The 18,245-nt window shown below is 73.2% G+C and carries 20 protein-coding genes and 1 tRNA gene; 11 read left to right on the forward strand and 10 right to left on the reverse strand.

Annotation, left to right across the window (positions count from 1 at the left end):
- Positions 1 to 73: 73 nt before the first annotated feature.
- Positions 74 to 1,051, reverse strand: a complete 978-nt coding sequence (gene ftrA, locus ABZX22_RS32585; protein WP_354916513.1) for a transcriptional regulator FtrA — start codon at positions 1,049 to 1,051, stop codon at positions 74 to 76.
- Positions 1,052 to 1,123: 72 nt separating this feature from the next.
- On the opposite strand from ftrA, the gene ABZX22_RS32590 reads away from it, so the two are divergent.
- The 3 genes from ABZX22_RS32590 to ABZX22_RS32600 all read left to right on the forward strand — a co-directional run bounded on the left by ABZX22_RS32590 (position 1,124) and on the right by ABZX22_RS32600 (position 4,978).
- Positions 1,124 to 1,675 carry a TIGR03086 family metal-binding protein gene (locus tag ABZX22_RS32590; protein ID WP_354916516.1) on the forward strand — a complete coding sequence of 184 codons (552 nt, stop codon included), beginning with the start codon at positions 1,124 to 1,126 and terminating at the stop codon, positions 1,673 to 1,675.
- Between the two features lie 78 nt (positions 1,676 to 1,753).
- Positions 1,754 to 3,274 (forward strand): von Willebrand factor type A domain-containing protein, encoded by a 1,521-nt coding sequence (locus ABZX22_RS32595; RefSeq protein WP_354916519.1) that lies wholly within the window; start codon positions 1,754 to 1,756, stop codon positions 3,272 to 3,274.
- Between the two features lie 210 nt (positions 3,275 to 3,484).
- On the forward strand, positions 3,485 to 4,978 hold the full coding sequence (locus tag ABZX22_RS32600; protein WP_354916522.1) for an alpha/beta fold hydrolase: 1,494 nt from the start codon (positions 3,485 to 3,487) through the stop codon (positions 4,976 to 4,978).
- A 39-nt stretch (positions 4,979 to 5,017) separates the two neighbouring features.
- On the opposite strand, the gene ABZX22_RS32605 is transcribed toward ABZX22_RS32600, so the two are convergent.
- Positions 5,018 to 5,263 carry a type B 50S ribosomal protein L31 gene (locus ABZX22_RS32605; protein ID WP_354916525.1) on the reverse strand — a complete coding sequence of 82 codons (246 nt, stop codon included), beginning with the start codon at positions 5,261 to 5,263 and terminating at the stop codon, positions 5,018 to 5,020.
- On the reverse strand, positions 5,260 to 5,424 hold the full coding sequence (gene rpmG / locus ABZX22_RS32610; protein ID WP_354916527.1) for a 50S ribosomal protein L33: 165 nt from the start codon (positions 5,422 to 5,424) through the stop codon (positions 5,260 to 5,262). The genes ABZX22_RS32605 and rpmG overlap by 4 nt, the downstream gene beginning before the upstream one ends.
- Before the next feature lie 117 nt (positions 5,425 to 5,541).
- Between rpmG and ABZX22_RS32615 the strand changes: the two genes are divergently transcribed.
- From ABZX22_RS32615 to ABZX22_RS32635, 5 genes are all read left to right on the forward strand, one after another.
- Positions 5,542 to 5,617, forward strand: a tRNA-Ala gene (locus ABZX22_RS32615).
- A gap of 61 nt (positions 5,618 to 5,678) precedes the next feature.
- On the forward strand, positions 5,679 to 6,227 hold the full coding sequence (locus tag ABZX22_RS32620; RefSeq protein WP_354916530.1) for an MFS transporter: 549 nt from the start codon (positions 5,679 to 5,681) through the stop codon (positions 6,225 to 6,227).
- 63 nt (positions 6,228 to 6,290) lie between these two features.
- Complete coding sequence (locus tag ABZX22_RS32625; RefSeq protein WP_354916533.1) at positions 6,291 to 7,304, forward strand: ABC transporter substrate-binding protein; 1,014 nt, start codon at positions 6,291 to 6,293, stop codon at positions 7,302 to 7,304.
- Position 7,305: 1 nt separating this feature from the next.
- The gene (locus ABZX22_RS32630; protein WP_354916536.1) at positions 7,306 to 8,313 is read left to right on the forward strand and encodes an iron ABC transporter permease; all 1,008 of its coding nucleotides are present in this window, start codon (positions 7,306 to 7,308) and stop codon (positions 8,311 to 8,313) included.
- The gene (locus ABZX22_RS32635; protein ID WP_354916539.1) at positions 8,310 to 9,101 is read left to right on the forward strand and encodes an ABC transporter ATP-binding protein; all 792 of its coding nucleotides are present in this window, start codon (positions 8,310 to 8,312) and stop codon (positions 9,099 to 9,101) included. The genes ABZX22_RS32630 and ABZX22_RS32635 overlap by 4 nt, the downstream gene beginning before the upstream one ends.
- 95 nt (positions 9,102 to 9,196) lie before the next feature.
- Here ABZX22_RS32635 and ABZX22_RS32640 read toward each other — a convergent pair whose 3' ends face one another.
- The gene (locus ABZX22_RS32640) at positions 9,197 to 9,799 is read right to left on the reverse strand and encodes a TetR family transcriptional regulator C-terminal domain-containing protein (RefSeq protein WP_354916542.1); all 603 of its coding nucleotides are present in this window, start codon (positions 9,797 to 9,799) and stop codon (positions 9,197 to 9,199) included.
- A 37-nt stretch (positions 9,800 to 9,836) separates the two neighbouring features.
- On the opposite strand from ABZX22_RS32640, the gene ABZX22_RS32645 reads away from it, so the two are divergent.
- The gene (locus ABZX22_RS32645) at positions 9,837 to 10,352 is read left to right on the forward strand and encodes a hypothetical protein (RefSeq protein ID WP_354916545.1); all 516 of its coding nucleotides are present in this window, start codon (positions 9,837 to 9,839) and stop codon (positions 10,350 to 10,352) included.
- A gap of 76 nt (positions 10,353 to 10,428) precedes the next feature.
- Here ABZX22_RS32645 and ABZX22_RS32650 read toward each other — a convergent pair whose 3' ends face one another.
- The 6 genes from ABZX22_RS32650 to ABZX22_RS32675 are packed head-to-tail and all read right to left on the reverse strand — an operon-like array spanning position 10,429 to position 16,272.
- Positions 10,429 to 11,067, reverse strand: a complete 639-nt coding sequence (locus ABZX22_RS32650) for an ATP-binding cassette domain-containing protein (protein WP_354916547.1) — start codon at positions 11,065 to 11,067, stop codon at positions 10,429 to 10,431.
- Complete coding sequence (locus ABZX22_RS32655; protein WP_354916550.1) at positions 11,051 to 12,001, reverse strand: ABC transporter ATP-binding protein; 951 nt, start codon at positions 11,999 to 12,001, stop codon at positions 11,051 to 11,053. Before ABZX22_RS32655 ends, ABZX22_RS32650 begins: the two co-directional genes overlap by 17 nt.
- A 2-nt stretch (positions 12,002 to 12,003) precedes the next feature.
- The gene (locus ABZX22_RS32660; protein ID WP_354916553.1) at positions 12,004 to 12,810 is read right to left on the reverse strand and encodes an ABC transporter permease; all 807 of its coding nucleotides are present in this window, start codon (positions 12,808 to 12,810) and stop codon (positions 12,004 to 12,006) included.
- Positions 12,807 to 13,754, reverse strand: a complete 948-nt coding sequence (locus ABZX22_RS32665) for an ABC transporter permease (RefSeq protein WP_354916556.1) — start codon at positions 13,752 to 13,754, stop codon at positions 12,807 to 12,809. Before ABZX22_RS32665 ends, ABZX22_RS32660 begins: the two co-directional genes overlap by 4 nt.
- 11 nt (positions 13,755 to 13,765) lie before the next feature.
- Positions 13,766 to 15,283, reverse strand: coding sequence for an ABC transporter substrate-binding protein (locus ABZX22_RS32670; RefSeq protein WP_354916559.1), 1,518 nt, complete (start codon positions 15,281 to 15,283; stop codon positions 13,766 to 13,768).
- A 38-nt stretch (positions 15,284 to 15,321) separates the two neighbouring features.
- Positions 15,322 to 16,272: a helix-turn-helix domain-containing protein gene (locus ABZX22_RS32675; RefSeq protein ID WP_354916562.1), complete on the reverse strand. Its 951-nt coding sequence runs from the start codon at positions 16,270 to 16,272 to the stop codon at positions 15,322 to 15,324.
- A 72-nt stretch (positions 16,273 to 16,344) separates the two neighbouring features.
- Here ABZX22_RS32675 and ABZX22_RS32680 point away from each other — a divergent pair, with 72 nt between their 5' ends.
- Positions 16,345 to 17,658, forward strand: coding sequence for an MFS transporter (locus ABZX22_RS32680; RefSeq protein ID WP_354916565.1), 1,314 nt, complete (start codon positions 16,345 to 16,347; stop codon positions 17,656 to 17,658).
- A complete protein-coding gene (locus ABZX22_RS32685) occupies positions 17,600 to 18,229 on the forward strand; it encodes an aminoacyl-tRNA hydrolase (protein ID WP_354916568.1) in 630 nt (209 codons plus the stop codon). The genes ABZX22_RS32680 and ABZX22_RS32685 overlap by 59 nt, the downstream gene beginning before the upstream one ends.
- Positions 18,230 to 18,245: the final 16 nt, after the last annotated feature.

Genomic DNA, 18,245 nt, shown 5'->3' on the forward strand with positions numbered 1-18,245 from the left:
GGAAGGAGCGCTGCACCACGGGGACCAGCGGCCCGCAGCCCCGGGATCACGCGCCGGGCGGCTCGCGGCGGTCTCAGCGGGTGGCGCCGAAGGCCCGCCGGTAGGCCGACGGCGAGGTGCGCATGGCGCGGCTGAAATGGTGGCGGAAGGTGACCGGGCTCTCGAACCCGACCGCCGCCCCGATCTCCTCCACCGGGGCGCCGGTCGACTCCAGCAGCGGCAGGCTGGCCGCGACCCGCTGCGAGATCACCCAGCGCAGCGGCGAGGTGCCGGTCTGCGCCTTGAAGTGCCTGATGAACGTGCGCTCGGACAGGTGCGCCACCCTGGCCAGGTCGCCCACGGTGATCGGCTCGGCCAGGTGCGACATGGCCCACTCCATCGCCCTGGCCACCGCGTCGTCGTCCTCCACCGCCGTCACGGCCGCCTGGATGAACTGGGCCTGACCACCCTCCCGATGAGGCGGGACGACCAGGCGGCGGGCCACGGCGTTGGCGACGTTCGCGCCGTGGTCGGTCCGGACCAGATGGATCAGCAGGTCGAGCCCCGCCGCGCTGCCCGCGCTCGTCAGGATCCGCCCGCCGTCGACGTAGAGCACGTCCGGGTTGACCCGCACCTCGGGGAAGCGCAGCTGCAGCAGGTCGGCGTACTTCCAATGGGTCGTCGCCTCCCTGCCGTCGAGCAGGCCGGCGGCGGCCAGCGCGAAGGCGCCCGAACAGATCGAGACGATCCTGGCCCCTCGGGCGTGGGCCGCCCGCAGCGCACCGACCAGCGCGGGGGAGACCTCGCCCCGCACGTCGGCCACCCCCGGCACGATCACCGTGTCGGCCCCGGCCAGCACGTCGAGGCCGTGGTCGGCGCGCATGCTGAAGCCGCCCACCACGCGCAGCGGCTCGGAGCTCTCGGCGCAGACCTTGAGGTCGTACCACGGCACCCGCAGCTCGGGCCGGGGCAGTCCGAAGATCTCCACGACGCAGCCGAGCTCGAAGGGCGACATGCCGTCGAAGGCCAGCGCGGCCACCGCGTGCGACCGGGCCGGGAGCGGAACCAGCATGGCTGGATCGTACGGCGTGCCTTCCTGGGGGTCCGTGAGGGACCCGGCCACCGCCCCTGGGACGCTGAGGTCATGGACGAGATGATCAACCACCTGACCTCCGCCGCCCGCCCGACCGCCGCGCTCGTACGCGACCTGCGCGAGGAGGAACTGCCCCTCCCCACGCCGTGCGCCGAGTACGACGTGCGCGGCCTGCTCACCCACATGGAGTGGGTGGCGGAGACGTTCGAGACGATGGCCGCCAGGCAACCCAGGCCCGAGCAGGGTGAGTACGCGGGCGACTTCCCCGACCGGATCGAGCGGACGCTCACCGCCTGGTCCAAGCCGCAGGCGTGGGAGGGCGAGACCCCCTTCGGCATGCCCATGGCCGCCGCCGCCCACCTGCTGCTCATCGACCTCGTCGTGCACGGCTGGGACCTGGCCAGAGCCACCGGACGCCCCTACGCGCAGGACGCGGGAGCGGTGGAGGAGGCGCTGGGCTTCGCCGAGCAGATGGCGCCGATGGGCCGGGCGCAAGGTGCGTTCGCCGACGAGGTCGTGGTGCGTGCCGACGCCCCCGCCCTCGACCGGCTGCTCGGCCTCACCGGGCGGGATCCGGGCTGGACAGCGCCCATCACGGATTGAACACGGATCATGCTCGCTTGCGTCACACGCCCGGCCATGCCGCAGCCCTTCCCGTCGTAGGCGGTGGAGGTGGTTGGGATGAGACTCCGTCCCTTGGTCGTGATCGCGATGTTGCTGACGGTGGCCGCCTGCGGGAGCGGTCCCGAGGGGTCGACGACGGCGACCTACGATCGGGCGGCGCCACGCGAGCCGTCCGGCGCGACCGCGTCTGCGGCCCCCCGGGCAAGCAGGGGCGGCGTCCACGAGAGCCCGGCCGGCCAGTCCGCCATGGCCACGCAGGAGAACGGCGGGGAGACCGACACCGAGGCGGCGCAGGTGTCCACGTTCGCGCTGGACGTCGACACCGCCTCCTACGGCTACGCCCGCCGTACCCTCGCCGAGGGCCGCTGGCCCGAGCCGGGGCGGGTGCGGCCCGAAGAGTTCGTCAACGCCTTCCGCCAGGACTACGCCCAGCCGCCCGACGACGGGTTCACCGTCCACGTGGACGGCGCGAGGCTGCCGGACGACAACACCGCGGTGCTCAGGGTCGGCCTGCAGACCAGGGCGGCCGACGCCGCCGCCAGACGGCCCGCGAACCTGACCTTCGTCGTCGACGTGTCCGGCTCCATGGCCGAGCCCGGCCGGCTCGACCTGGTGAAGCAGGCGCTGCACACGCTGGTCGACCAGCTCGCCCCCGGCGACCAGGTGTCGATCGTCTCCTTCAGCGACCAGGCCACGCTGGTGGCTCCGATGACCCCGCTGGCCGCCCGCGCCGACCTGCGCGCCGCCATCGACAGGCTCGCCGTCGAAGGATCGACCAACGTGGAGGACGGCCTGCTCACCGGCTACCAGGAGGCCGCGCGCGCCTTCCGCGCCGCCGCCACCAACAGGGTCGTGCTGCTGTCGGACGGCCTGGCCAACACCGGCAGCACCACCTGGCAGGCCATCCTCGACCGGGTCAAGGAGCACGCCGGCAAGCGGATCACGCTGCTGTCGGTCGGCGTGGGCAGGGACTACGGCGACGAGCTCATGGAACAGCTCGCCGACAACGGCGACGGCGCCGCCGTCTACGTGAGCACCCCCGAGGAGGCCCGCAAGGTCTTCGTCGAGCAGTTGCCCGCCACCTTGGAACTGCGCGCCCGCGACGCCAAGGCGCAGGTCGTCTTCAACCCGGCGGCGGTCGAGAGTTACCGGCTCGTCGGCTACGAGAACCGTGCGCTCGCGGCCGAGGACTTCCGCGACGACGCCAAGGACGGCGGCGAGGTCGGCCCAGGACACGCCGTCACGGCCCTCTACGCCGTACGGCTGCGCGCGGGCGCGTCCGGTCAGCTGGCCTCGGCCACCGTACGCTGGCAGGAGCCCGACACCCGCAGGCCCGCCGAGGCCACCGGCTCCGTGGCCGCCGCCGACCTGGGCGGCGCCCTGTGGAAGGAGGCGCCCTCCCGGCTGCAGGTCGACGTCGTGGCCGCCGCTTTCGCCCTGTACCTGCGCGACCGGGAGGCGTTCGGCATGGACCTGCCGACGCTGCGGGAGCACGCGGGCAGGTTGGCGGAGACGACCGAGGACCCCGCCGTGGCCGAACTGGCGGACCTGATCGGCCGGGCCGGCGCAGCCGGCTGACCTCTCCGGGCAGCGGGGCGATGCCGTCGATCCCGACGCCTCCTTGGGGCCGCTCGATCTCGGGGAGGATCTCCACCGTGTCGGAGCGGCCCGACGAGCCCCCGATCGCGGAGCCGCGGAGCCGTCCTTGCGTGCGGCACGGCAAGGGTTGACATCGGTGATCTTCGGGGTGAAGGTGACGGAACACGCGTCTGCGAGGGGGCGGCTCTGGTGCGACCGTTCGGGCGGATCATGTCGATGCTCGTCCTGCTGGGCGGTCTGCTGGCCGTACCGGCGCCGGCGGGCGCCACGCCGCCGATCGCCTGGCGGCCGTGCGCGGAGGACGCGACGGTCGAGTGCGGGTCGGTGAGCGTGCCGCTGGACTGGGCTCGACCCGACGGTGCCGCCCTCACGATCGCGGTGGCCAGGCGCAAGGCGGCGGATCCGGCCCGCCGGCTGGGCACGCTGGTGTTCAACCTCGGCGGCCCCGGTGTCGAGGGCGTGCGCGAGACGATCAATGCGCCCGAGTCCTTCTCACCCGAACTGCTGGAGCGGTTCGACATCGTCGGCTTCGACCCCCGGGGCGTGGCCGGAAGCCATCCGGTGCGTTGCCCGGCGGGCGGCCCCACGCTGCCGGGCAATCCGGCCACCGCCGAGGAGTATCGGCAGATGCTGGCCAGGATCAACGCCTACGACCAGGAGTGCCGCCGGCTGTCCGGGCCCGTGTTCGACCACGCCGACACGGCGAGCGTGGCCCGTGACGTCGACGCCATCCGCGCCGCTCTCGGCGAGCGGACGATCTCCCTGTACATGCTGTCGTACGGCACGCTGCTCGGCCAGCAGTACGCCCAGCTGTTCCCCCACCGAGTGCGCGCTCTGGTGCTGGAGGGGAACCTGGACCACAGCCTGCGCCGGCCGCTGGACTTCCTGGCGGCCAGGGCGCGGACGGCGGAGCGGGCCTTCGCCCTGTTCGCGGACTGGTGTGACGGGTCACCCTCCGGCTGCGCCCTCAGCGGACAGGACGTTGCCGGGGTGTTCGACGAGTTGATGGCGCGGGCCGAGCGGGGAGAACTGCGCGACCCGGACTTCCCCACCTGGGTGATGACGCCGGAGTGGCTGGCGGGCAGGGCCGAGTTCTACGCGGCGATCCCGTCCCTGTGGTCCGCCTTCGGCGACTACCTCACGGCGCTGCGGAACCAGACGGCGCCCCGCGCCACCGGCGGCGCGCAGCCCCCGGAGACCGTGCCGGATCCGTACGGCGCGATCTTCTGCGCCGACTTCCGGTGGCCGATCCGTGACTTCCAGGAGCTGGTACGGCTGCGCGACGCCCTGCGGCGCGAGGCTCCCCGGCTGCGGTGGACCCTCACCGGCTGGAGGGACGTGGTTGGGTGCCAGGGGCGGGACATCACCACGCGCAACCCGCAGGGGCCCTACCGGTTCCGGCCCGGCACGCCGCCGATCCTTCTGGTGAACAGCCGCTACGACGCCGTCACCCCGCACGAGTTCGCGGTGACGGTGTCGAGGCGGATCCCGCGGGCGGTTCTGCTCACCTACGAGGGTGTCGCGCACTGGACCTACGCGGTCAGCCCCTGTACCCGGGCGGCGGTCGACCGGTACCTGCTGACCCTGGACCTGCCCGAGCCCGGAGCGAGCTGTCCCGCCGTCCCCGTCCCCGTGACCGGTCCCGGCCCGGCCGACGGCCTGCCGCGTGGAGGGGTGCCGTGACGGGCGCGCGACCGGCGCACGCTCGTCACGGGCGGGCGGTCAGTGCTTGCCGTACCGCTGGTTGAAGCGCTCGACCCGGCCGGCCGAGTCCAGCACGCGGTTGCGTCCCGTGTAGAACGGGTGGCTGGCCGAGGAGACGTCCACGTCGACGACGGGGTAGACGTTGCCGTCCGTCCATTCGACGGTCCTGCCGCTCGTCGCGGTGGAGCGGGTCAGGAAGGCGTAGCCGGCGCTGGCGTCCCTGAAGACGACCGGGCGGTAGGCGGGGTGCAGGTTCTTCTTCATCGTTCCTCCCTGAAGGTGACGTGGCGGCGGACGACCGGGTCGTACTTGCGGACCTGGAGCCGGTCGGGGTCGTTCCTGCGGCTCTTGGTGGTCATGTAGGTGTAGCCGGTCCCCGCCGTGGACCTGAGCTTGATCACGGGCCGCTGGTCGTTTCTGGCCATCTCACGTCTCCTCGCCCTCGAAAATGGTAATCGTTGCAACTCGCGACACGCGGCCGGTATTCCCGTCACCGACCACCTCCGGAGTCCTATAGACTGGCTTCGCGCCGAGAGCGCAAAGGGGCTATAGCGCAGTTGGTAGCGCACCTCCATGGCATGGAGGGGGTCAGGAGTTCGAGTCTCCTTAGCTCCACCACCCACGAATGGCCGGTGAAACCCTCACCGGCCATTCGCTATTCCATGGGATGATCGTCGGCGTGTCAGCCGGCCTCCCCCTGCGCCTCGCGCGTGCCGCGGTCTTCGCTGTGGTGTGCGTGCTCATGGGCGTGGTGGCGCACGTGGTGGCCGGAGGCCCCGTCGCGGGCCGCACCGCGGCGGTCGGCCTCGCGGTGTCCATGGCCGCGGGCCTGCCGATCGCGGGTCGCGAGCGCGGGCTGCGGGTGATCCTTCCGCTGCTGACCGCTGTGCAGGCCGTGCTGCACGTGATCTTCTCCACGGCGCACGCCCCCGACCCGGTCCAGGTGCTGACCGGTCACGCCCACGGCCTGACCCCGGGCTTCGGCATGCTGCTCATGCACGGCTGGGCCGTCGTCATGGTCGCCGTGTGGCTGGCCAAGGGCGAGGCCGCGCTGTGGGGGCTGCTGCGCCGTCTCGGGGCGCGCCTGGTGCGCCTGCTGGCCGTCTGGCCGGCGATTCCCGGCCCGCGGCGCGCGCCGGCCGGCTTCGCCGAGCCTGCCGTGCTGCGCACGGCGATGCTCCATCGCGGGATCAGCGAGCGAGGACCTCCTCCGGCGAGGGCTCGATAACGCCATCCGGGCGGCCGATCAGGCCGGCCCGGCGCTCGCCGTACCCCGAAACCAAGGACGTTCATGTCTCGCTTCGCCATGCTCGCCGCCGCCTGCCTCATGCTGGCGGCCTGCGGAACCACCACCCCCACGGCACGACCCCAGCCCCCCTCCTCCGCCGCCGCGGCCGAGGCCGGTTATCCGGTGACGATCAGGAACTGCGGCAAGGACTACACCTTCACCGCCGCCCCACGCCGCGTCGTCGTCATGAACGGCGGGTCGATCGGCGAGGTGTCCTCGCTGCTCGCCCTCGGCCTGGGCGACAGGATCGTGGCCAACGCCCAGTCCTACGGCGCCTCCGACGAGCCGGGCTGGGTCGAGGCGGTGGCCGCGCTGCCCAGCGGCGGCTTCAAGCGCACCAGCTTCAACGACATCCCGCGCGAGTCGATGCTCGGCCTGCGGCCCGACTTCGTGCTGGCCACCTCAGGGCGCCAGTTCGAACCGCGGGACGGCTTCGCCACCCGCGAGGAGCTGCGCGCGGCCGGCGCCGCCACCTACACCCCCGAGAGCACCTGCGGCGTCGGCGTCCGGCAGGACCAGTCGATCGAGGACAGCTACACCCTCCTTCGCGATCTGGGCCGCATCTTCCACGTGAGCGACCGGGCCGAGAAGCTGGTCGCCGAGTCCAGGCGCAGGATCGCGGCCGTCTCCGCCAAGGTCGCCGGCCGGCCCAGGCCCAAGGTGATGCTGATCATCCCCGGCATGAGCATGGGGTCGAACGCCTTCAGCTCCATCGGCGCCAAGGGCATCTGGAACGACATCTTCGCCAAGGCCGGCGCCGTCAACGCCTTCGAGCACACCTCCGACGATCTGTTCACCAACCTCAGCAAGGAGCAGGTCGCGGCCACGAAGGTCGACGCGGTCGTCATCGTCGACTGGCTCAACCCCGACCCCGACGCCGAGGCCAGGAAGCTGTTCGCCCAGTTCCCCCACTGGGGCAGGAAGTACGTCGTGCTGGCCGACTCGGCCTACGTGGCGCCGAACAACGCCACGGCCGTCGAGAAGATCGCCAGGGTCATCCACCCGGAGGCGTTCTGAGATGCGCCTGCCTCTGCTGCCCAGCGTGGTCGTCCTCACGGTCACGCTGGCCGCCGCCATGGTGGTGGCGGTCGGCATCGGCTCGGTGAACGTGCCGATCGCCGACACCTGGAACATCCTGACCGCCGGCACCGGCGGCGACCCGATCCAGGACCAGATCATCTGGGAGTACCGCCTGCCCAGGGTGCTGCTGGCGGCGCTCGCCGGAGCAGGCCTGTCGGCCGCGGGCGTGGTGTTGCAGGCGCTGGCCGGCAACCCGCTCGCCGACCCGCAGGTGGTCGGCGTCTCGTCGGGCGCCTCGGTCGGCGCCGTCCTGGTGATCACGTTCGGCGCCGGCGCGGCCGGCGGCCTCGGCGTCTCCTCGGCGGCCTTCGTGGGCGCGCTGGGCGCCGCCGTGCTGGTGTTCCTGCTCGGCCAGCAACGCGGCAGGCTCACCCCGACGCGGCTGGTGCTGGCGGGCGTGGCGGTCGGCTACGTCCTTCTGGCCGTCACCAGCTACATCCAGCTCCAGGCGACGCCGAACGAGCTCGGCGCGGTGATGTTCTGGATGCTGGGCAGCGTGGTCGGCGCCCAGTGGGACCAGCTCGGCCCGCTGGCCGCGCTGGTGGCCTGCTGCGGGCTGGTCCTCACCCTGTACGGCAGGCGCCTCAACGCCTTGGTCACGGGCGAGGAGTCGGCCACCGCGCTCGGCCTCGACGTACGGCGCGCCCGCGCGGGCCTGCTGGCCGCCTCCTCGCTGCTGGTGGGGGCGGTCATCGCGGTCGCGGGCGGCATCGGCTTCGTCGGCCTCATGATCCCGCACGTGGTCAGGCTGTGCTTCGGCACCGACCACCGCAGGGTCGTGCCCGTCTCGGCGCTGGTCGGCGCGGCCTACCTGGTGCTGGTCGACCTGCTGTCCAGGACCGTCGACGCGCCGAACGAGCTGCCGCTCGGCATTCTCACGGCGGTCTTCGGCGCGCCGTTCTTCCTGTGGCTGCTGCGCCGCGACCGGCAGGTGGCGGCGTCATGAGGCTGGTCGTCGACGAGGTCGCCGTGACGCTCGACAGCACTCCCGTGTTGCGCGGCGTGTCCGTCGAAGTGGCGCAGGGCACGATCGTGGGCCTGGTCGGGCCCAACGGCAGCGGCAAGTCCACGCTGCTGCGGACCGTCTACCGGTCGCTGCGCCCGCACCGCGGCGCGGTACGGCTGGGCGAGGCCGACGTGTGGGCGATGTCGGCGCGCGAGTCGGCCCTGCGTACCGCCGCCGTGCTCCAGGACAACACCATCCCGGCGGGTATGACGGTCGCGGAGGTGGTGGAGCTGGGCCGGACGCCGCACAAGGGCGACGGGCGCGCGCCGGTCCAGGAGGCGATGCGGCGCACGGGGACGCTCGCGCTGGCGGGCCGGCCGTTCGGCGCGCTGTCGGGCGGGGAGCGCCAGCGGGTGCTGCTGGCCAAGGCGCTGGCGCAGCACCCGGTGCTGCTCGTGCTCGACGAGCCGACCAACCATCTCGACATCAGGGCCAGGTTCGAGCTGCTGGCGCTGGTGCGGGAGCTCGGCGTCACCACGCTCGCCGTCCTGCACGACCTGGACCTCGCGGTGCGCAGCTGTGACGCGCTCGTCGTGCTGTGCGACGGGCGCGTGGCCGCGGCGGGGTCTCCGCTCGACGCGCTGACGCCCGGTGTGCTGAGCGAGGTCTTCGGCGTGGTCGGGGAGGTGGCCGCGCATCCCGACGGTGTCGCGCGCATCACCTACGCGGCCAGCCCGCTGGCCGTCGACCTCGCGCGCGCCGAGCTCCCGGAGCGGATGCGTTCCTAGGGAGGGCGCGGAGCGGCTGCGTTCCCACGGAGGGCGCCGAGCGCGTGCGTTCCTGGCGAGGGCGCGGAGCGGGGTCGCCCGTTCCGCGCCCCGGCTCAGCGGGTCAGACTGACCAGGTGGGCGCGCAGCGCGCGCGTCATGGTGTCGGCGTCCACGCGGTCGGGGTGCAGGACCGCCTGCACGGTCAGCCCGTCGATGAGCGCGCACAGCCGGTCGGTCTCCACCTCCAGGTCGGCGTCCTCGCGCAGGCGGCCGAGCGCGCGGGCGCCGTCCAGCACCCTGCGCACCAGGCGGCGCATGCCGTCGAAGGACTCCTCGGCGTGCGGGCGCAGCTCGGGGCGGGTGCGCGCGGCGGTCGCGAACGCGAGCCAGATCGTGGCCTCGTCGCGCCGCCGCTCGTCGAGGGGGAGCAGCTCGGCCAGCATCGACTCGGCGACGGGCAGGCGGTCGGCGGCGGCAGCCAGCCGCTCGACGTGCTCGAGCAGGCGCCGTTCCACCCGCTCGGCCATGGCCTGCATGGCGAAGACCATCAGCTCGGTGTGCCCGGCGAAGTAGTGCCGGACCGAGCCGATGGCCAGGCCCGCCTCCTCGGCCACGTTGCGGAGCGAGGCCTGCTCGAGGCCGTGGCGGCGCACGACGCGGAAGACGGCTTCCACGACCTCTTCGCGGCGGGCCTCGGGATCGACGATTTTCGGCACGTTGTCGTTATAGCACGCCTCTGCTAATTTATTTAGCATGACCATGCTAAATACTCTGCTGATCGTGGGACTGGTCGGCTACGTCGTGGTCCGGCGCCTGATCGGCGAGCCGCTGAACGCGCGCGACGTCTACGTTCCGCCCCTGGTCCTGACCGGCATCGGGATCCACGCGCTGTCCAAGGTCGCGCTGGGGCCGGTCGACGTGCTCTGGCTCGTGGCCGGCGGCCTGGTCGCCCTGGGCTTCGGCGCGCTCCGCGCCGCGACGACCGCGCTGTTCGAGCGCGACGGCGTGCTGTGCCAGCGCTACACCTGGCGCACCCTGGTCGTGTGGGTCGTCTCGGCGGCCGCCGGTCTCGGCGTGGGCGTGCTGGCCGCCCGGTACGGCGTGCCCGCCCAGGCCCGGCCGATCCAGCTGTCGATGGGGGTGGGGCTGGCGGGGGAGGCGTTGGTGACGGCGGTCCGCGCCCGCGTGATCGGCGTGCCGTACGCGAACGAGAGCACGCGGGGCGCCGTCACGTCGACGAGGCCGCCTTCGCGATCCACTCCCCGGTGAGCGAGGCCAGTCCCCGGTGAGCGAGGGCAGACCCCGGTGAGTGAGGGCAGACCCCGGTGAGCGAGGCCAGGCCCCGTCAAGGGGGCCAGGGGAGGGTCGCGTCGGCCCAGCGGTCCAGCAGAACCTGGTCGTGGCTGATCGCCAGCACCCCGGCCCCCGTGCGCTCCTGGTAGGAGCGCACCACCGCGACCAGGTGCGCCTGCGTGGAGGCGTCCAGCATGGTCGTCATCTCGTCGCAGAGCAGGTACCGCGGTCGCAGCGTCAGCGCCCGTGCCAGGCAGGCGCGCTGCAGTTGCCCGTCCGACACCTCGTGCGGCCGCCGGGTCAGCAGGTCGCCGGTCAGCCCTACCTCCGCCGCGAGCTCGGCGACCAGCGCGGGCGACGGCCGCCCCGCCGCCGCCAGCGGCTCCGAGACGATCTCGTGCAGGGTGAGCCGCGGATCGACCGCCACCCTGGGCTGCTGGTACAGCAGCGCCACCCTGGTGCGCAGCTCGCGCGGCGCGCGCTGCCGCCACCGGGTCACCGGCGTCCCGTCGAGGCTCACCCCGCCGGACAGCGGCCGGAGCATCAGCGACAGCACCCTGGCCAGTGTCGACTTGCCGCAGCCGCTCGGTCCGCCCAGCCCGACGGTACGGCCGGGCGGCACCTCGATCGAGACCCCCGACAGCACCGGCCGCCCGCCGTACCCGGCGGTGATGTCACGCGCCGTGAGCATGGGCGGCCTCCCTGAGCGGATGGTGACACGACACGCCCGCGGTCATCGCGGGGAGCGTCGCGCAGGCTTCGGAGGCGTGCCGGCAGCGGGGCGCGAACGCGCACCCGCCGGGCAGCGCCGTCAGCTCGGGCGGCATCCCCGGGATGGCGACGAACTCCCGGTCGGGCTGCGCGGCCACCAGCCCGGCGGCGTAAGGGTGGCGGGGGCGTTCGAGGATCTCGGCGGCGGGGCCCACCTCGACCAGCCGGCTGGCGTACATCACCGCGATGTCGTCGGCGACCCGCGCGGCGGCGCGCAGGTCGTGGGTGATGACCAGCACCGCCCTGCCCTCCTCGCACAGCTCGCGCAGCACGGCCATGGTCCGCTCCACCAGCGGCCGGTCGAGACCGCTGGTGGGCTCGTCGGCGATCAGCAGGCCGGGGTCGCCCGCCAGCGCGATCGCGTTGGCCACCCGCTGCGCCATCCCGCCGGACAGCTCGTGCGGGTAGCGGTCCAGGTCGCGGGCGGCCAGCCCGAACCGCTCGGCGAGCTCGGCCGCGCCGAGCCGGGAGCCGAGCTCGGAGAGCGCCTCCTCCAGTTGGGCGCGTGCCGTCCTGACGGGGGTGAGGTGCGTGGCGGGGCTCTGCGGGATCAGCCCGATCTCGCGCCCGCGCACCTTCCCCGCCAGGACGGCCGGCGAGGCGGACAGCAGGTCCAGGCGGCCGTCGAGCAGCGCCCGTCCCGACACGCGCGCGTTGCGGGGCAGCAGTCCGAGCAGCGCGTGGGCCAGGACCGACTTGCCGCATCCCGACTCGCCGACGAGCGCGAGGCAGCGGCCCCGCCGTACCGAGAAGGAGGCGCCGGTGACCGCGCGGACGGTTGCCCGCGGGATGGCGAAGCTCACCGTGAGCCCCGTTACCTCGAGTGCCTCGAGTGCCTCGAGTTTCGCATCCACGCTCACAGTGCGAGCTCCGATCGCGTCCGCGGGTTGAGCCGGTCGCGCCAGTGCTGGGACAGCACCGAGACGGCCAGCGTCGGCGCCACGACGAACAGGCCGGGCGCGAGGCTGGACCACCAGGTGCCGGCCAGCAGCGAGCGCTGACCGTCGTTGATCATGTTGCCGAGCGAGGCGAGGTGCGGCGGCAGGCCCAGGCCGAGGAAGCTGAGCGCGGTCTCGTGCCAGATCGCGTGCGGCACCATCAGGACCATCGCCAGCAGCAGGTGCGGCACCAGATGCGGAAGCAGATGGCGGCGGATCACCCGGGAGCGGCTCGCGCCGCCCGCGATCGCGGCCTCCACGAACGGCCGGCCGCGCAGCGACAGCACCTCCGAGCGGACGATGCGCGCCGCCGACGTCCAGTGGGTGACGCCGACCGAGACCACCACGGCCGCGGGGCTGGGCGCGAACATCGCCACGATGAAGATGCCGAGCAGCAGGTGCGGCAGCGACGAGAACCCGTCGACCACGCGCATCAGCAGCCGGTCGGCAGGCCCACCCGCGCTTCCGGCGACCAGGCCGAGCGTGCCGCCGATCAGCATGCTGACCAGCGCGGCCACCAGGCCGACGAGGAAGGAGACGCGCAGGCCGTACACGCAGCGCAGCAGCACGTCGCGGCCCACCTCGTCGGTGCCGAGCGGGTGCGCGGGCGAGGGCGGCAGCCCCGCCGCGCGCAGGTCCACCAGCTGCTGGTCGAGCTGGAAGATCGGCGGGACCAGCAGCACCGCCAGGGCCAGCACGATCAGGGCGGCGGCGGCGGTCCTCATGCCGCCGTCCTCGGGTCGGCGACCCGGTAGGCCAGGTCGGCGAGGAGGTTGCCCGCGATGACGGCCAGCGTGCCCAGCAGGGTCAGGACGGCCAGCAGCGGGAAGTCCACCGACAAGGCCGCCTGCACGGTCGCCGAGGCGACGCCCGGCCAGGAGAAGACGCTCTCGACCAGGATCGCGCCCGTCACCAGCTCGGGCACCCGCGCGCCCAGCAGCGTGAGGAAGGGCAGCAACGCCGCCCGCAGCGCGTGCCGGACGACGACCGTGCGCTCGCGCAGCCCGCGCGCGCGGGCGCCGATGACGAAGTCCTCGCGCAGCGTGCCGATGACCGACTCGCGGACGTAGAGCACCAGCCATGACGACTGAGAGACCGCCAGGACGGTCACCGGCAGCACCATGTGCACGGCCACGTCGGCGGGGTCGAGCGTGGTGGCGCCCGCGTCGGTCAGCCCGCCCGCGGGCAGCCACCGCAGCGTGACGGCGAAGACGTGGACGGCCGCCAGCGCCAGCCAGAACACCGGGGCCGACTCGTTGGCGAGCGCGCCGCCCGTGATGATCCGGTCCAGCGCCGAGCCCTTGCGCCAGGCGGCCAGCGTGCCGACGACCAGGCTGCCGGCCAGCATGAGGACGATCGCGCAGCCGGTGGCCAGCAGCGTCCACGGCAGGCGCTCGGCGATCACCTCGGCGACGGGCCGGTTGAAGGAGTGGGAGTCGCCGAGGCGTCCCGACAGCAGGTTGCCGAGCCAGGTGGCGTACTGCTCGGGCAGCGGCCGGTCGAGGCCCCAGTCGGCCCTGATCCGCGCGACCACCTCGGGCGGGGTGACCATGGCGCGGTCGCCGAGGTACTGGCGGACGGGGTCGAACGGGGAGGCGGCGGCCAGCGCGAACATCGCCGCGGTGACCCCCAGCAGCAGCGGCAGCGCGAACGCCAGCCGCCAGAGCACGATCCTCACCATCAGGCGGCGGGCTTCCAGGTGTGGAGGTCGCGGAAGAGGCCGCCGGTGGCGTGCTCGTGCGCGTCGACCGACGGCTGGACGCCCTGGTACCGGCCGCGGATCACGTAGACGTGCTTGAGGAAGGCCAGGTACGTCCAGGCCTCGTCCTGGTGGATCAGCCGCTGGAACTCCTGGTAGGCCTGCCTGCGCGCCGGCTCCTCCGCCGCGGCCCTGCCCTTCTCCAGCGCCGCGTCGACCCCGGGGTTGTCGTAGAAGCCGGGGTTGAAGAAGCCCTGTCCGGCGAAAGCGGAGTGGAACAGCTCGTAGTTGACGTAGTCGGGGTCGTAGGGGCTGCCGTAGCCCATGATCAGCGCGTCCTCGGCCATGCGGGGCTCGATGGCGTCCCAGTCGAGGCCCGCGAGCCGTACGTCGATGCCGATCTTCTTGGCGTCGGAGGCGACGGCGAGCGCGAGCTCCTTGCGCAGCGTGTCGCCGGCCGGGTACATCAGCGTGAAGCTCGCCCTGATGCCGTCGGCGCCCGGCCGGTGGCCGGCCTCGTCGAGCAGCCTGGTGGCCGCGGCGATGTCGGGGGTGGGCCTCCCGGTGACGGAGGGCTCGTGCCACGTCGTGTCGGGCGAGACGGGGCCGTAGGCGGGCTTGCCCGCGCCCGCCATGATCGTGTCGACCATGGCCTGCCGGTCGAGGGCGAGGCTCACCGCCTTGCGGATCGCCCGGTCACCGGTCACCTTGTTCTTGAACGGCCACATGATGCCGCGGTAGTCGGCGCTGTCGACCTTGTGGACGGTGACCCCCTGCACGCCCTCGAACCTGGCCGCGGCCTTCGGCGGCAGGATCGCCGCGTCGAACTCGCCGGCCGCCAGGCGCGTGGCCCTGACGTTGTCGTCGGCGGCGAAGGCCACCACGACCGTGGAGATCGCGGGCGCGCCGCCCCAGTAGTCCTTGTTGGCGGCCATCACGACCTTGTCGCCGGGCGTCCACGAGACGAACCGGTAGGGTCCCGTGCCGACCGGCCTGCCGGCCGTGATCCCGCCCTCGGGGACGATGCCGAGCGTGGTGCGCTGGGCCAGCGGCGCGTAGGCGTGCTTGAGCGTGAACTCGACCGTGCGATCGTCCTTGGCGGTCACCGTGTCGATCGCGTCGTAGTCGCCGCCGATCGGCGAGTCCTTGACGGCGGTGTAGGTGTAGGCGACGTCCTTGGCGGTCAGCGGGCGTCCATCGTGGAACCGCACACCCTGGCGAAGGGTGAAGACGGCCCGCAGGCCGTCGGCCGAGATGGTGGGCGCGGCGGTGGCCAGCGCCGGCTTGAGCGAGAGGTCGGCGTTCCTGCTCATGAGGCCGTCGAACATCATCGACCCGCCGTCGGGCGCGTAGCCCCTGACCGGGTCCAGGGTCTCGAACTCGGAGCTGATCGCGATGACGAAGGCGTCGCCGGCGGACGCGGGACCCGCGGAGGGAGCGGTACAGGCGGACAGGGAGGCGACGGCGAGCAGCACGCTCACCCACAGACGGGGGTGCATGCACCTGACTGTAACTTTCTCTTGCGAACGATTCGCAACTAGGGCTGTCTGAACGTCTGCCGGTAGGCCAACGGGGACACGCCCACGGCGGAGTGCAGGTGCTGGCGCAGCGAGACCGCGGTGCCGAAGCCGGCGCGCCTGGCGACCTCGGCCACCGCCAGATCGGTGGTCTCCAGCAGGTGGCGGGCGTGCTCGACCCGCTGGTGGGCCAGCCACCTGGCCGGGCTCAGGCCGGTCTCCTCGCGGAAGCGCCTGGTGAAGGAGCGCACGCTCATCCGGGCGTGCGCGGCCAGGGTGGCCAGGTCGAGGGGATCCTCCAGCCGCTCGAGCATCCAGCCCCTGGTCGCGGCGGTGCCGTTGCCGGACGGCTGGGGAAGCGGCCGGTCCACGAACTGCGCCTGGCCGCCCTCCCGCCACGGGGGCATCACGCAGCGGCGGGCCGTCCTGTTGGCCACCTCGCTGCCGTGGTCGCGGCGGATCACGTGCAGGCACAGGTCGAGCCCGGAGGCGACGCCGGCGGAGGTGAGCACGTCGCCGTCGTCGACGAACAGGACGTCAGGGTCGAGCCGCACCTTCGGGAAGAGGGCGCGGAAGCGGTCGGCGTTCATCCAGTGCGTGGTCGCGGGCCGCCCGTCGAGCAGCCCGGCCGCCGCCAGCACGAACGCCCCCGTGCAGATCGACATCACCCGCGGACGGTTCTGGAGGGCCGCGGCGACGGCGGGCGGGATCGTGCCCGAGCGCATCGTGGGCCCGCCGTGGACGCCGGGCACCAGCACGGTGTCGGCGCTGTCGAGGATGTCGAGGTCGTGGTCGGGCAGCACGCTGTAGCCCGCGTTCGTCCTGACCGGCGCCCGGTCGAGCGAGCAGGTCACCACCTCGTACAGGTGGCTGCCGTCGCGGTCACGCGCGGCCCAGAAGACCTGGCCGGGGATGCCCAGGTCGAGCGGGGCGAAGTCGTCCAGGACGAGCACGGCGACGCGATGGGCCATGGCCCGATTCTTTCACATATTGGCTTTCCGGCCACTCACGGCTGATTCCAGTGACTGTGGATGATGGGCGGCATGAAAGTGCACCGCGCGTGGCTGGTGGCGGCGGTCGCCTTCGTGGCGATCATCGGCGCCGCAGGGTTCCGCGCCACCCCCGGCGTCCTGATCACCCCGCTCCACGAGGAGTTCGGCTGGTCCAGCGGCGAGATCTCGCTCGCCGTCTCCCTCAACCTCATCCTGTACGGCCTGACCGCGCCCTTCGCCGCCGCCCTCATGGACCGCTTCGGCATGCGCAGGGTCGTCTCCGTCGCGCTCACCCTGGTCGCGCTCGGCAGCGGCCTGACCGTCCTCATGGAAGCCAGCTGGCAGCTCGTGCTCTGCTGGGGCCTGCTGGTCGGCCTCGGCACCGGATCCATGGCGCTGGTGTTCGTGGCCACGGTGACCGACCGCTGGTTCGTCCGGCACCGCGGCGTCGTCACCGGCATCCTGACCGCCGCGGGAGCGACGGGACAGCTCGTCTTCCTCCCCGTCCTCGCCTGGCTGGCCGAAGGTCCGGGCTGGCGGGTCGCCTCCCTCACGGTCACCGGCTCGGCGCTGCTGGTCGTGCCCCTGGTGTGGGTGTTCCTGCGCGACCACCCCGCCGACGTGGGCACCACCGCGCTCGGCGCCGCCACCGCCGTCCGGCCCGAACCGCCGAAGGTCAACGCCGCGGTCAGGGCGCTGACCGTGCTGCGCTCGGCGGCCGGCACGCGCGCCTTCTGGTTCCTGGCCGGCGGGTTCGCCATCTGCGGCGCCAGCACCAACGGGCTGGTCGGCACCCACTTCATCCCCGCCGCGCACGACCACGGCATGCCCCAGGCCACCGCGGCCGGGCTGCTCGCCCTCGTCGGCGTCTTCGACGTCGTCGGCACCGTCGCCTCCGGCTGGCTGAGCGACAAGGTCGACCCGAAGATGCTGCTCGGCGTCTACTACGGGCTGCGCGGCCTGTCGCTCATGGTGCTGCCCGGCCTGTTCGCCGCCACGACCGAGCCGAGCATGCTGCTGTTCGTGGTCTTCTACGGCCTGGACTGGGTGGCGACCGTACCGCCCACGGTGGCGCTGTGCCGGCGGATCTACGGCGCGGACGGCGCCGTCGTGTTCGGCTGGGTGTTCGCTTCCCACCAGGTGGGGGCCGCCATCGCGGCGGTCGGCGCCGGCCTGACCCGCGACCACCTGGGCGCCTACGACCTGGCCTGGTACGTCGCCGGCGCGCTGTGCCTCGTGGCGGCGGCCATGTCCGTGGCCATCTCGTCGCGAGCCGCGCTGCCTGCCATACGGCATGCTGGAGCCCATGATGGTGCTCCCGCTGGTGGTCAGGATCGAACGGGCCACCCCTCCCGAGCGCACTGACGCGCTCGAAGCGACCGCCATGGCCGTGCTCGACCTGCTCGCCGACCCCGGCGAGTGGTCAGGGGAACTGGAGGCCTGGCAGTCGACCGGCCGGATCCGCAAGGTGGTGCGCAGGGCGCGCGGCGCCGAATGGCGCAGGGCGCTGGCGCTGCCCGGCCGCATGATCGAGCACCGCACGGCGCAGGTGCGCGTCTACCCGCCCGTCCCGCTGGACGACTGGCCGAAGGACCTGGCCAGGCTGCAGGTCGGCGGCACCGAGCTGGCCGACTCCGACGGGCCGGGCCCCGCCGAGCCGCCGGTGCTGTGGGAGAACCCCGCGCTGGAGATGTCGGCGGGCAAGGCGATGGCGCAGGCGGGCCATGCCGCCCAGCTGGCCTGGTGGGCCAGCTCCCCCGAGCAGCGGGCGGCCTGGCGCGCCCAGGGCCTGCGCGTGTCGGTACGGCCGGCCGCCGACTTCGACGCCCTGGCCGGCAGCGGGCTGCCCGTCGTGCGCGACGCGGGGTTCACCGAGATCGCGCCGGGGTCGTGCACGTTCGTGGCCGACGTGCCGTGGCTGCGGGTCAGGTCGTGAACCCGGGCCGGTCCAG

Origin of the sequence: Nonomuraea sp. NPDC003804 (assembly GCF_040610675.1) — a bacterium.
Classification (GTDB): domain Bacteria; phylum Actinomycetota; class Actinomycetes; order Streptosporangiales; family Streptosporangiaceae; genus Nonomuraea.

Excerpts from the sequence above, each read along its gene's own strand:
- ftrA (WP_354916513.1), bottom strand. The coding sequence starts at position 1,051 with ATGCTGGTTCCGCTCCCGGCCCGGTCGCACGCGGTGGCCGCGCTGGCC.
- ABZX22_RS32590 (WP_354916516.1), top strand. The coding sequence starts at position 1,124 with ATGGACGAGATGATCAACCACCTGACCTCCGCCGCCCGCCCGACCGCC.
- ABZX22_RS32595 (WP_354916519.1), top strand. The coding sequence starts at position 1,754 with ATGAGACTCCGTCCCTTGGTCGTGATCGCGATGTTGCTGACGGTGGCC.
- ABZX22_RS32605 (WP_354916525.1), bottom strand. The coding sequence starts at position 5,263 with ATGAAGAAGAACCTGCACCCCGCCTACCGCCCGGTCGTCTTCAGGGAC.
- rpmG (WP_354916527.1), bottom strand. The coding sequence starts at position 5,424 with ATGGCCAGAAACGACCAGCGGCCCGTGATCAAGCTCAGGTCCACGGCG.
- ABZX22_RS32625 (WP_354916533.1), top strand. The coding sequence starts at position 6,291 with ATGTCTCGCTTCGCCATGCTCGCCGCCGCCTGCCTCATGCTGGCGGCC.
- ABZX22_RS32630 (WP_354916536.1), top strand. The coding sequence starts at position 7,306 with ATGCGCCTGCCTCTGCTGCCCAGCGTGGTCGTCCTCACGGTCACGCTG.
- ABZX22_RS32635 (WP_354916539.1), top strand. The coding sequence starts at position 8,310 with ATGAGGCTGGTCGTCGACGAGGTCGCCGTGACGCTCGACAGCACTCCC.
- ABZX22_RS32645 (WP_354916545.1), top strand. The coding sequence starts at position 9,837 with ATGACCATGCTAAATACTCTGCTGATCGTGGGACTGGTCGGCTACGTC.
- ABZX22_RS32650 (WP_354916547.1), bottom strand. The coding sequence starts at position 11,067 with ATGCTCACGGCGCGTGACATCACCGCCGGGTACGGCGGGCGGCCGGTG.
- ABZX22_RS32660 (WP_354916553.1), bottom strand. The coding sequence starts at position 12,810 with ATGAGGACCGCCGCCGCCGCCCTGATCGTGCTGGCCCTGGCGGTGCTG.
- ABZX22_RS32670 (WP_354916559.1), bottom strand. The coding sequence starts at position 15,283 with ATGCACCCCCGTCTGTGGGTGAGCGTGCTGCTCGCCGTCGCCTCCCTG.
- ABZX22_RS32675 (WP_354916562.1), bottom strand. The coding sequence starts at position 16,272 with ATGGCCCATCGCGTCGCCGTGCTCGTCCTGGACGACTTCGCCCCGCTC.
- ABZX22_RS32680 (WP_354916565.1), top strand. The coding sequence starts at position 16,345 with ATGAAAGTGCACCGCGCGTGGCTGGTGGCGGCGGTCGCCTTCGTGGCG.
- ABZX22_RS32685 (WP_354916568.1), top strand. The coding sequence starts at position 17,600 with ATGATGGTGCTCCCGCTGGTGGTCAGGATCGAACGGGCCACCCCTCCC.